This is a genomic window from Streptomyces lydicus (genome assembly GCF_000717345.1).
GTDB classification, from domain to species: Bacteria; Actinomycetota; Actinomycetes; order Streptomycetales; family Streptomycetaceae; genus Streptomyces; species Streptomyces lydicus.
Window position 1 is genome coordinate 42,564 of the sequence record NZ_JNZA01000045.1, and the last position, 10,790, is coordinate 53,353.

A 10,790-nucleotide genomic window follows, 5' to 3' on the forward strand; every position below is an offset into this window, starting at 1 on the left:
CGACGGAGATGGTTACTTCGACGGGCGGCCAGGGGCCGCTGGAGGGCGCGGTCATCGCGGTGGCCGGAGCGGCCGGACCGGCGGGCCGGGCCACGCTGATGCGGCTGGCCGAGGCAGGCGCGGTGGTCGTCGGCTCGGACTCCAACCCCGAGCGGCTCGCCGAGGCCGTGGACGCGGCCCGCTACGCCCATGGCGGTGCCACGGTCATAGGGGAGACCGTCGACCTCCTCGACCTGGACCAGACCCGCGAGTGGGCGGCCCGTACGGAGAAGGAATTCGGCCGGATCGACGGCCTGGTGCACCTCGTCGGCGGCTGGCGCGGCTCGTCGACCTTCGCGGAGACGGACCTGGGGGACTGGGACCTCCTGCACAAGCTGCTGATCCGCACCGTCCAGCACACCTCCCTCGCCTTCCAGGACGCCCTGGAGCGCAGCGGCAACGGCCGCTACCTGCTCACCAGCGCGGCCGGTGCCTCCAAGCCCACCGGCGGCAACGCCGCCTACGCCGCAGCGAAGGCCGCCGCCGAGGCGTGGACGCTCGCCATGGCTGACGGCTTCCGCAAGTCGGGGGGCGAGCAGGGGCCGCGCGCCGCGGCTGCGATCCTGATCGTCAAGGCGCTCGTCCACGACCAGATGCGTGCCGAGCGACCGAACGCAAAGTTCGCGGGCTTCACGGACGTCAAGGAGCTGGCCGAGGCCATCGCCGGCGTCTGGGACCGGCCCGCCCAGGAAGTGAATGGACAGCGTCTGTGGCTGACCCCCGAGCCGTAAGCGGAGCGACGACCGACGCACGGCAGCACCACGATCCCGGGATCCGCGGCTTCGCCAGCGACAACTACGCCGGCGCCCACCCGGAGGTCCTGGCGGCGCTCGCCCTCGCCAACGGCGGCCACCAGGTCGCCTACGGCGAGGACGACTACACCGCGCACCTCCAGCGTGTCTTCCGCAGCCACTTCGGGCAGCGCGCCGAGGCGTTCCCGGTCTTCAACGGCACGGGCGCCAACGTCGTCGCCCTCCAGGCCGTGACCGACCGCTGGGGCGCGGTGGTCGCCGCCGAAACCGCACACATCAACGTCGATGAATGCGGTGCGCCCGAGCGCGTCGGCGGGCTCAAGCTGCTGACCGTACCGACCGAGGACGGCAAGCTCACCCCCGAGCTGATCGACCGCCAGGCGTGGGGCTGGGACGACGAGCACCGCGCCATGCCGCAGGTCGTCTCGATCACCCAGAGCACGGAGCTGGGCACGGTCTACACGCCCGACGAGATCCGGGCGATCTGCGACCACGCGCATGAGCGCGGCATGGTGGTCCACCTGGACGGCTCGCGGATAGCCAACGCCGCGGCCACCCTCGACGTCCCGATGCGGGCCTTCACCAACGCCGTGGGCGTCGACATCCTCTCCTACGGCGGCACCAAGAACGGTGCGGTCTTCGGCGAGGCCGTGGTCGTGCTCAACCCCGACCGGGTGCGCGCGATGAAGCACCTGCGGAAGCTGTCCATGCAGCTCGCCTCCAAGATGCGCTTCGTCTCCGTCCAGTTGGAGGCGCTGCTCGCCAAGGACCTGTGGCTGCGCAACGCCCGCCACGCGAACACCATGGCCCAGCGGCTGGCGGCCGGCGTACGGCAGATCGACGGGGTCCAGATCCTCTACCCCGTCCAGTCCAACGCGGTCTTCGCCCGCCTCCCGCACGACGTGAGCGAACGCCTCCAGAAGCGCTACCGCTTCTACTTCTGGGACGAGCAGGCCGGCGACGTCCGCTGGATGTGCGCGTTCGACACCCGCGAGGAGGACGTCGACGGCTTCCTCGCAGCCCTGCGCGAGGAGCTGCGCGCGGGCTGATTCCCGGGTCGCCGACCTTCCCGCCGCGGGGGCTTCACGCCGTTGCCCCCGCGGCGGGCGCGTGTGTGGCGGGGGAGGGCAGCGCGGGCCGCAAGGGACTCGACGCATAGGTATGCGACATTGCGAAATTTCATTGCCCTGCGGCGGGTGCCTGGCTACGCTCCCCGTCCATGGAGCTGATCCAGAACACCCCTGATCTCGCTGCCTATTTGGCGGCCGACGACGCCATCGACCATGAACATCCGGTCGTCCGGCGCACCGCCGCGACACTGTCCGCCGACGCGCCGGACGCATATGCATACGCCGAGGCGGCCTTCACTTTCGTGCGTGACGCCATCCCGCACAGCTTCGACTCCGGGGACGAGCGAAGCGAGATGGGGGTCCCCCCGGCCGAAGGCTGGGGGAGCGTCACCTGGCGGGCCTCGGACGTCCTGGAGACGCGCACCGGCATCTGCTACGCCAAGTCGCACGCCCTCGTCGCCCTGCTGCGCGCCCGGGGCATCCCGGCGGCCCTCTGCTATCAGAAGTTCGAGGCCGTCCACGGTCTGATCGCGCTGAAGCTGCCCGGCCGGGAGCGCTGGGTGCGGCAGGACGCGCGGGGCGGCGAGGCGGGCGCGGGCGCACAGTTCCGGCTCGACTGCGAGCAGCTGGCCTTCGCCGTCCGCCCGGAGTTCAATGAAGTGGACTATCCGGTGCTATTTGCTGAACCGCACCCGGCCGTGCTCCAATGCCTGCGAGACGCCGTCGACCGGCCCCGTCTCGCGCAGCTCCTGCCCACCGCACTCTGAGGAACGGCCCGATGCCCAGCCCCCGGCGCGTCTCCGGCGCGACCCTTCCCCTGTCCGTCTCCGACGAGGTCAGCGCCCTGGCGCCCGGCTTCGGCCACCTCGCCGTCACGGCGCACGGGCTGACCAACGGGCCCAGCGACGAGGCCGGGTCCGCGCTCCTGGACGACGCCGCCCGCCGCCTCGCCCGGCGCCTCGACGGGCGCGCCCCGCAGGACGATCCGCACATGGCGGCCTGGCGCGCCGCCTACACCGCCTTCGGCAGCAAGCCCTCGCGCACCCGCAACTCCGCCGAAGCGCTCGCCAAGCGGGCCCTCGCGGACGGCGGGCTGCCGCGCATCAACCGCCTCGTCGACCTCTACAACGCCGTCAGCGTCGCCCATCTCCTCCCGGTGGGCGGCGAGGACCTGGACCGCATCCAGGGCGGGATGCGGCTCGTACGGGCCACCGGTGACGAGCCGTTCGCCACCGCGGCCGGCGGCGAGGACGTCATCGAGCACCCGGACGCGGGCGAGGTCGTGTGGTGCGACGACGAGGGCGTCACCTGCCGCCGCTGGAACTGGCGCCAGGGCACCCGCACCCGGCTGACCGAGGACTCCGTCAACGCCCTCTTCCTGCTGGAGCGGATGGCCCCGATGCCCCTGGACGACCTGACGGCCGCCGGCACCGAACTGGCCGAGGCGCTGCAGAAGGCATGCCCCGACGCCCGTATCGAGATCGGTGACGTCCGGACCCGGTGATCCGGGCTCCGTTACGCGGTGCTCCCCGGCGCCGCCGGTGCCGTACCGCCCAGGTGCGCCGGGATCCACCAGGTGTCCTCCGGGCCGCGGGGACGCACCGGGTAGGCGCGCTGTGCGGCCTCCAGCAGGTCCTGCACCCGGGAGCGCAGCCGGTCGGTGATCTTCTCGGCGGGCTCGGCCGGGTCGGCCTCCAGCGGCTCGCCGACCCGGATCGTTATCGGGATGTGGTGCCGGCCCAGGTCGCGCTTGTGGCCCTTGGTCCACAGCCGCTGGGTGCCCCACAGCGCCACCGGCAGCAGCGGCACCCCGGCCTCCTGGGCCAGCCGGGCGGCACCCGACTTGAAGGTCTTGAGGGTGAAGGACTCGGAGATCGTCGCCTCCGGGAAGACCCCGATGATCTCGCCCGAACGCAGCGCGGTCAGCGCGTGCTTGTAGGCGTGCATCCCCTGCGCGCGGTCCACCGGAATGTGCTTCATCGCGCGCATCAGCGGCCCCGACACCTTGTGCCGGAACACCGACTCCTTCGCCATGAAGCGCACCAGGCGCTTGGCCGGCCGCGCGGCGAGCCCCGCGAAGACGAAGTCGAGGTACCCGATGTGATTGCTCACCAGCACCGCCCCGCCGCGGCGCGGGATGTGATCCGCCCCGGCGATGTCGAACTTGAGATCGAGCGCCTTGAAGAGCGTGCGCGCGGCGCCGATCACGGGCGGATAGACGAGCTCTGCCATTGTCGGGAGGACCCCTTTTCCGTGCCTGGGGAGGGTTCTCCCGGCGGAAAGCTACGCCGCCGTAACTGCGGCTTTCGGGAGATCGTGCCCGATCCCGGCCCTGGCGGCCAGCGCACGGGACGCCACGGAGGCGAGATTCTTGTCACGTGGCGACCGGCTCAGCCGACCGCCCTGCGCAGCAGAAGGTACATCTCGCACCCCAGGCAGTACCCGAAAACCGCATTGAGGAACGCCGCCGCGAGCGCACAACCGGTGGCCGCGAGCCCCAGCCACTCCGGCCCCACGAGGTAGCCGGTCAGCCCCGCCGCGGCGAAGAACAGTCCGACGCTCTGGGCGAAGCGCGGCGGAGCGGAGTCCTCGAACTCGGTCGGCGCGGACAGCCGCGGCCGCACCGCCACCCTGAACAGCCGGGCATAGGGCGAGTGCTGGACACCGGCCACCGCACCGACCGCGAACACCAGGGTCTGCAGGGCCAGTAGCGGCGCGCTCCCGCTGATCAGCACGGCCGCCAGCACCACCGTCGTCAGTGCGGCCCCGAACCTCGGACCCCGTACATCGATCCTCTCGGCAGTCATGTCTCCACCCTCCCCCAGGACGGGCCGCCCGGGAGCCCGGGAATCTTTGCGGTCTCGTGAACGCTGCACCCGGAGATGACCGGACTCATGGTGTGCATCGCGGTGCTCGCGGCGGCGAGCGCCTTCGGCATGTGGCACCAACGCCGCAACGGGAGGCTGACGGTGCACAAGAGGGACGACCACGGCGACGCGCCACGGCTGGGCGCCACCGAGATCGGCGCGGAGCTGGGGGAGCGGGCCACCCTGCTGCAGTTCTCCAGTGCCTTCTGCCAGCCTTGCCGCGCCACCCGCCGCACCCTCGTCGAGGTCGCCGAAATGATCGACGGCGTGGCCCATGTCGAGATTGACGCGGAGGCCCACCTCGACCTGGTGCGGGAACTCAACGTGCTGCGCACGCCCACCGTCCTCGTGCTCGACGCGGACGGCCGGATCGTGCGCCGCGCCGCGGGCCAGCCCCGTAAGGCCGATGTGATCGCGGCACTGGGCACGGCGGTCCGTGATTGATCTCCCAGATGGTGGGCGGCCCTTGACGCTGTGGTGTCCGCATCGTCACTCTGACGTGATGCGGCCAGGACCCCTTCTCTACGGACGCGCCCACGTCGACCTTCTGCGGACCGCCAGCGCGCGCTGTCCGGGCGTGTGAGCAGCGACGACACCACCGCCGCCGGCAGCTATCGGGCCGCCCGCGGCGCCGCCTCGGCCCGTACACCACAGGAGAAGGACAACTCCATGACGGCCTCGCCCGACCTCGGCACGCCTCGCACCGCCACTCCGGACCTCCTGCGCTCCGTCTTCCGCCAGCACGCCGCCGGCGTCGCGGTGATCACCGCACACGGCGCCGCCCCCGTCGGCTTCACCGCCACCTCCCTCACCTCCGTCGCCGCCGATCCGCCGCTGCTCTCGTTCGGCATCGGCACCGGCGCCTCCAGCTGGCCGGCCGTCTCCGAGGCCGCCCACGTCGGCGTCCACATACTCGGCGAGCACCAGGAGGAGCTGGCCGCCACCTTCGCCCGCAGCGGCGCCGACCGCTTCGGCCCCGCCACCTCCTGGCGCACCGGCCCCGAGGGCGTGCCCCTGCTGGACGGCGTACTGGCCTGGATGGTGTGCCGGGTCGTCGCCCGGGTGCCGGCCGGCGACCACCGGATCGTGCTCGCCGAGCCCGTCGTCGGCGACCCCGCGGGACCCGGCCGCCCCCTCCTCTATCACCAGGGTCGCTTCAACGCGCTGCGGAACTGAGAGGTTCCGGCAGGGCGCCTCGTTCCTCCGTTCAGGGCCGTTGGCAAGGTCACATTTCGACGGCCTTGATTCGGGGCACCAGACTGTATGTACTGGCGAGTAATATGGCGGTCGGCGTGGGGGATCCACGTCCGACCGGGAGCCGCCCCAACAGGCGCCTATGCTGCCAATACAAGGCAGTTCTGAAGAGACGAAGCAGGTAGGAGAGCCGGCGTGAGCTTGAGGATCGTTGTCTGTGTGAAGTACGTGCCCGACGCCACCGGCGACCGGCACTTCGCCGAGGACCTGACCGTCGACCGTGACGACGTGGACGGCCTCCTCTCGGAGCTCGACGAGTACGCCGTCGAGCAGGCCCTGCAGATCAAGGAAGCCGCCGACGACGCGGAGATCACGGTCCTGACCGTCGGTCCCGAGGACGCCAACGACGCGCTGCGGAAGGCCCTGTCGATGGGCGCCGACAAGGCCGTCCACGTCGAGGACGACGACCTGCACGGCACCGACGCGCTCGGCACCTCGCTCGTGCTCGCCAAGGCGATCGAGAAGACCGGCTACGACCTCGTCGTCTGCGGCATGGCCTCCACCGACGGCACCATGGGCGTGCTCCCGGCGCTGCTGGCCGAGCGGCTGAACGTCCCTCAGGTCACCCAGCTCTCCGAGGTTTCCGTAGCCGACGGCAAGGTCACCGGCCGCCGGGACGGCGACACCGCCAGCGAGCAGCTGGAGGCCGCGCTGCCCGCCGTCGTGTCCGTCACCGACCAGTCGGGCGAGGCGCGCTACCCCTCCTTCAAGGGCATCATGGCCGCCAAGAAGAAGCCGGTGGAGTCCCTGGACCTGGACGACCTGGGCATCGACGCGGACGAGGTCGGCCTGGAGGGCGCCTGGACCAAGGTCGAGGACGCGGCCGAGCGTCCGGCCCGTACGGCCGGCACGATCGTCAAGGACGAGGGCGAGGGCGGCAAGCAGCTCGCCGAGTTCCTCGCGGGCCAGAAGTTCATCTAGGCCCGTCCTTACCTCAACCGCCCTCATTCTTCCCGCAGGAGAGCAATCCCATGGCTGAAGTCCTTGTCTACGTCGACCACGTGGACGGCGCCGTCCGCAAGCCCACCCTCGAACTGCTCACCCTCGCCCGCCGCATCGGCGACCCGGTAGCCGTCCACCTCGGCCCGAACGCCGAGGAGGCCGCGAAGGTTCTCGCCGAGCACGGTGCGGTCAAGGTGCTCGCCGCCGACGCGCCGGAGTTCGCCGAGTACCTCGTCGCCCCCAAGGTCGACGCGCTGCAGGCCGCCTACGACGCGGTCTCGCCGGCCGCCGTGCTGCTGCCGTCCTCCGCCGAGGGCAAGGAGATCGCGGCCCGCCTGGCGCTGCGTATCGGCTCCGGCATCATCACCGACGCCGTCGACGTCGAGTCCGGCGACGAGGGCCCGGTGGCCACGCAGTCCGTGTTCGCGGCCTCGTACACCACCAAGTCCCGTGTCAGCAAGGGCACCCCGGTCATCACCGTCAAGCCCAACTCCGCCGCCCCGGAGGCCGCGCCGGCCGCCGGCACGGTCGAGCAGCTCGCGGTGACCGTCGCCGACTCCTCCAAGGGCACCAAGATCGTCTCGCGCACCCCGCGTGAGTCCACCGGTCGCCCGGAGCTGACCGAGGCCGCGATCGTGGTCTCCGGTGGCCGCGGTGTCAACGGTGCCGAGAACTTCCCGGTCATCGAGGCGCTCGCCGACTCGCTCGGCGCGGCCGTCGGCGCCTCGCGCGCCGCGGTGGACGCCGGCTGGTACCCGCACACCAACCAGGTCGGCCAGACCGGTAAGTCGGTCTCGCCGCAGCTGTACATCGCGGCGGGCATCTCCGGCGCGATCCAGCACCGCGCCGGTATGCAGACCTCGAAGACCATCGTCGCCATCAACAAGGACGCCGAGGCCCCGATCTTCGACCTGGTCGACTACGGCGTGGTCGGCGACCTCTTCGACGTCGTCCCGGCCCTCACCGACGAGGTCAAGACCCGCAAGGGCTGAACCCGTCCGACGGCGCCGGAGCACCTGCGGCGCCGCGCACGCCCGAGGCCCCGTACGCGCGCTGCGTACGGGGCCTCGGGCGTGCGCGGACGGACCGCTTCAGGTGTGCGACGGTCAGGTCTGCGGCAACCGGTCCTTGCCCGGCTCGCCGGCCGGGACCGGCTGGAGCACCGCGACATCCACCGGAGCGGCCAGCGCCTCGGCGATCTCCGCCCCGATCGCCTCCAGCGCCGGTCCCGCCGAGTGTGCGTCGAGGCTCGCCTGGTCGGCCCAGTTCTCGATGACGGTGACCCGGTCCTCGCCCGAGTGCACCGCGTAGAGCAGGCATCCGGGCTCGGCGTGCACGGCGGGCGTGTGCCGGCGGAACGCGGCGAGCACGTCCGCCAGGCGGCCGGGCTTGGTCTTGACGGTGGCGACGACGACGGGCACGGAGCCTCCCGGTGTGCGGCGACGGGCACGGCCGGACGCGGTCAGGTCCGGGCGCCCCGTCGCTGGACGGACATGATCCTTTGGGACACCGGAAGCCTAGAGGGTGTCTTCCGGGCCGATCGCCCGGCACGGCTCCGGAGCGGCCGGCGGGGATCCTTGAGGGCGGGCCGGACATGATCCGAAAGGCATCGGCCTAGTCGCCGGTGACCCCGTCGATCCGCTCGCGCAGCAGGTCCGCGTGGCCGTTGTGGCGCGCGTACTCCTCGATCATGTGGACGTAGATCCAGCGCAGGCTGAGCGTGCGTCCCCGCGACGCCGGGAAGGTGTCGTCCAGCCCGCGGTCGGCCACCGCCTTGTCGCAGGCGGCGATCTCGGCACGCAGGGCCGCCAGGTCGGCCTCGGCGGCGGCCGGGTCCAGGTCGTCGAAATCGGCGTCCAGGTTCTCCGCCGTGAGGTGCACGTCGGGGATCTCCTCGCCGAGGAAGCGCTGGCGGAACCACGTGCGTTCGACATCGGTCAGGTGGCGCACGAGACCGAGCAGCGTGAGGGTGGACGGCGGGTTGCTCGCCAGGGCGAGCTGGTCGCCGTCGAGCCCGGCGCACTTGGCGAGCAGGGTGTCGCGGTGGAAGTCGAGCCAGCCCTGCAGCATCTCCCGTTCGCCGGCCGTGGTCGGGAGTTCTCTGCGCTGTATGGAGGGTGCGATCCAAGTCATGACGGCGAGTCTGACCTTGTCCACGGGTGGGCGCCACGGGTTTTGGGCCCCGGGCCGGGCCCGTGACCTGCGCCGCCTCGGGCGAGAGGGTGTTGACCTCGTCAACCGACCCCGTTAACTTCGCTCTACGGATTGTTGATTCCATTAAGCGGAAAACGCCCGCGCGTCAGCGTCGGACGTAGTCACCGGGAGGTATCGAATGGGGCAGCACGAGACCGTGGCGACGAGCCTCGCGGACACCGTACGCGAGGGCATCGGAGCCGCCCTCGCAGAGGTGGACGCGGACCTGGCGCGGCGCTACCCCGGCGACCCCGGCACCCGCCAGCCGGTGCACACGGTCTACGTCCCCGGTGACGCCTTCGCCGCCGACACCGTGCGTTCCTGGGGCGACCAGGCGCTCGCCGCCCTCGACGAGCACGCCCCCGACGCCGGCGCGCTCGCCGCCGTACTGGACATCCCCGACGCGCTCGCCGCCGACGTCCACGACCGCGTACGCGCCAAGCTGACCCGGGAGCCCATCGAGGACCTGCGGATCGACTTCGAGGACGGCTACGGCCCGCGCCCGGACGCCGAGGAGGACGCGGCCGCGGCCCGTGCCGCCGCCCTGGTCGCCGCGGCGTACGGGAACGGCACCGCGGCCCCCTACATGGGCATCCGGATGAAGTGCATGGAGGCCGCCGTCCGGGACCGCGGCATCCGCACCCTCGACATCTTCCTGACCGGCCTCATGGAGGCCGGCGGCCTGCCCGACGGCCTGGTCCTCACGCTCCCGAAGGTGACCTACGCCGAGCAGGTCACCGCCATGGTGCGGCTGCTGGAGGCGTTTGAGAAGGCGCGCGGCCTGGAGAGCGGCCGGATCGGCTTCGAGATCCAGATCGAGACCACCCAGTCGATCCTGGGCGCCGACGGCCGGGCCACCGTGTCCCGCATGATCGAGGCCGCCGAGGGCCGGGCCACCTCGCTGCACTACGGCACCTTCGACTACAGCGCCTCCTGCGGCGTCAGCGCGGCCCACCAGTCCCTCGACCACCCGGTGGCCGACCACGCCAAGGCCGTCATGCAGGTGGCCGCGGCGGGCACCGGCGTCCGCCTCTCGGACGGCTCCACGAACGTCCTCCCGGTCGGCCCCACCAAGCAGGTGCACGACGCCTGGCGACTGCACCACGGCCTCGTCCGCCGCTCCCTGGCCCGCGCCTACTACCAGGGCTGGGACATGCACCCGGCGCATCTGCCCACCCGTTACGCGGCGGTCTACGCCTTCTACCGCGAGGGACTCGAACAGGCGGCAGCCCGACTCGCCGCGTACGTGGCCAAGGCCGGCGGCGATGTCATGGACGAGCCCGCCACCGCCAAGGCCCTCAGCGGCTACCTCCTGCGCGGCCTGGACTGCGGCGCCGTGGACCCCACCGAGGTCACCCACCTCACCGGCCTGACCCGCACCGACCTCGACGCCTTGGCGGGCCGCCCGACGAAGACGGGCTGAGGCTGGGGCGCGAGCTGTCGGCGGCGCCGGGGCGGGGGTCGGCCGACGCCGGTGCTGAGGCTGGGGTCCGGTCGTCGACGGGGCCACGGTTGGGGCTGGCTGTTGGCGGGGCCGAGGCCAGGGCCGCCCCGAACCTGAGCCGTTCGCCAACGCCGAGCCCACTCCCGCCCCCACCGGCCCCTTTCCCGACGCTGATTCCTCCCCCCACCCCCGAACCCACCCCCCGCCCCCTCCCCCGAAGGGGGAGGAG

Annotated in this window: 13 protein-coding genes; 9 read left to right on the forward strand and 4 right to left on the reverse strand. The window is 72.1% G+C overall.

What is annotated here, in order from left to right:
* Positions 1-8: 8 nt before the first annotated feature.
* The 4 genes from OO62_RS32175 to OO62_RS32190 all read left to right on the forward strand — a co-directional run bounded on the left by OO62_RS32175 (position 9) and on the right by OO62_RS32190 (position 3,365).
* Positions 9-770 (forward strand): SDR family NAD(P)-dependent oxidoreductase, encoded by a 762-nt coding sequence (locus OO62_RS32175; RefSeq protein WP_180290095.1) that lies wholly within the window; start codon positions 9-11, stop codon positions 768-770.
* Positions 749-1,840, forward strand: a complete 1,092-nt coding sequence (locus tag OO62_RS32180) for a threonine aldolase family protein (protein WP_033271201.1) — start codon at positions 749-751, stop codon at positions 1,838-1,840. The genes OO62_RS32175 and OO62_RS32180 overlap by 22 nt, the downstream gene beginning before the upstream one ends.
* Before the next feature lie 170 nt (positions 1,841-2,010).
* Entirely contained in the window at positions 2,011-2,628 is a 618-nt protein-coding gene (locus OO62_RS32185) for a transglutaminase-like domain-containing protein (RefSeq protein WP_033271202.1), read from the forward strand.
* An 11-nt stretch (positions 2,629-2,639) separates the two neighbouring features.
* Complete coding sequence (locus OO62_RS32190) at positions 2,640-3,365, forward strand: B3/B4 domain-containing protein (RefSeq protein ID WP_033271203.1); 726 nt, start codon at positions 2,640-2,642, stop codon at positions 3,363-3,365.
* An 11-nt stretch (positions 3,366-3,376) separates the two neighbouring features.
* On the opposite strand, the gene OO62_RS32195 is transcribed toward OO62_RS32190, so the two are convergent.
* Together OO62_RS32195 and OO62_RS32200 are read right to left on the reverse strand one after the other, a co-directional pair.
* Positions 3,377-4,093: a lysophospholipid acyltransferase family protein gene (locus tag OO62_RS32195; protein ID WP_033271204.1), complete on the reverse strand. Its 717-nt coding sequence runs from the start codon at positions 4,091-4,093 to the stop codon at positions 3,377-3,379.
* Positions 4,094-4,251: 158 nt separating this feature from the next.
* On the reverse strand, positions 4,252-4,668 hold the full coding sequence (locus tag OO62_RS32200) for a DUF4395 domain-containing protein (RefSeq protein WP_033271205.1): 417 nt from the start codon (positions 4,666-4,668) through the stop codon (positions 4,252-4,254).
* Between the two features lie 75 nt (positions 4,669-4,743).
* Here OO62_RS32200 and OO62_RS32205 point away from each other — a divergent pair, with 75 nt between their 5' ends.
* The 4 genes from OO62_RS32205 (at position 4,744) to OO62_RS32220 (ending at position 7,916) form a co-directional block, all read left to right on the forward strand.
* The gene (locus OO62_RS32205; protein WP_033271206.1) at positions 4,744-5,172 is read left to right on the forward strand and encodes a TlpA family protein disulfide reductase; all 429 of its coding nucleotides are present in this window, start codon (positions 4,744-4,746) and stop codon (positions 5,170-5,172) included.
* 225 nt (positions 5,173-5,397) lie between these two features.
* The gene (locus OO62_RS32210; protein WP_033271221.1) at positions 5,398-5,904 is read left to right on the forward strand and encodes a flavin reductase family protein; all 507 of its coding nucleotides are present in this window, start codon (positions 5,398-5,400) and stop codon (positions 5,902-5,904) included.
* 213 nt (positions 5,905-6,117) lie between these two features.
* Positions 6,118-6,903, forward strand: coding sequence for an electron transfer flavoprotein subunit beta/FixA family protein (locus OO62_RS32215; RefSeq protein WP_033271207.1), 786 nt, complete (start codon positions 6,118-6,120; stop codon positions 6,901-6,903).
* Between the two features lie 50 nt (positions 6,904-6,953).
* Positions 6,954-7,916, forward strand: a complete 963-nt coding sequence (locus OO62_RS32220; protein WP_033271208.1) for an electron transfer flavoprotein subunit alpha/FixB family protein — start codon at positions 6,954-6,956, stop codon at positions 7,914-7,916.
* A 114-nt stretch (positions 7,917-8,030) separates the two neighbouring features.
* On the opposite strand, the gene OO62_RS32225 is transcribed toward OO62_RS32220, so the two are convergent.
* Positions 8,031-8,345 carry a putative quinol monooxygenase gene (locus OO62_RS32225; protein WP_033271209.1) on the reverse strand — a complete coding sequence of 105 codons (315 nt, stop codon included), beginning with the start codon at positions 8,343-8,345 and terminating at the stop codon, positions 8,031-8,033.
* Between the two features lie 193 nt (positions 8,346-8,538).
* A complete protein-coding gene (locus tag OO62_RS32230; RefSeq protein WP_033271222.1) occupies positions 8,539-9,057 on the reverse strand; it encodes a DinB family protein in 519 nt (172 codons plus the stop codon).
* A 199-nt stretch (positions 9,058-9,256) separates the two neighbouring features.
* On the opposite strand from OO62_RS32230, the gene OO62_RS32235 reads away from it, so the two are divergent.
* Entirely contained in the window at positions 9,257-10,540 is a 1,284-nt protein-coding gene (locus tag OO62_RS32235) for a DUF6986 family protein (protein WP_033271210.1), read from the forward strand.
* Positions 10,541-10,790 lie beyond the last annotated feature (250 nt).

Coding starts and splice junctions, on each gene's coding strand:
- OO62_RS32195 (WP_033271204.1), bottom strand. CDS start 4,093: ATGGCAGAGCTCGTCTATCCGCCCGTGATCGGCGCCGCGCGCACGCTC.
- OO62_RS32210 (WP_033271221.1), top strand. CDS start 5,398: ATGACGGCCTCGCCCGACCTCGGCACGCCTCGCACCGCCACTCCGGAC.
- OO62_RS32185 (WP_033271202.1), top strand. CDS start 2,011: ATGGAGCTGATCCAGAACACCCCTGATCTCGCTGCCTATTTGGCGGCC.
- OO62_RS32235 (WP_033271210.1), top strand. CDS start 9,257: ATGGGGCAGCACGAGACCGTGGCGACGAGCCTCGCGGACACCGTACGC.
- OO62_RS32220 (WP_033271208.1), top strand. CDS start 6,954: ATGGCTGAAGTCCTTGTCTACGTCGACCACGTGGACGGCGCCGTCCGC.
- OO62_RS32230 (WP_033271222.1), bottom strand. CDS start 9,057: ATGACTTGGATCGCACCCTCCATACAGCGCAGAGAACTCCCGACCACG.
- OO62_RS32175 (WP_180290095.1), top strand. CDS start 9: ATGGTTACTTCGACGGGCGGCCAGGGGCCGCTGGAGGGCGCGGTCATC.
- OO62_RS32205 (WP_033271206.1), top strand. CDS start 4,744: ATGACCGGACTCATGGTGTGCATCGCGGTGCTCGCGGCGGCGAGCGCC.
- OO62_RS32190 (WP_033271203.1), top strand. CDS start 2,640: ATGCCCAGCCCCCGGCGCGTCTCCGGCGCGACCCTTCCCCTGTCCGTC.
- OO62_RS32200 (WP_033271205.1), bottom strand. CDS start 4,668: ATGACTGCCGAGAGGATCGATGTACGGGGTCCGAGGTTCGGGGCCGCA.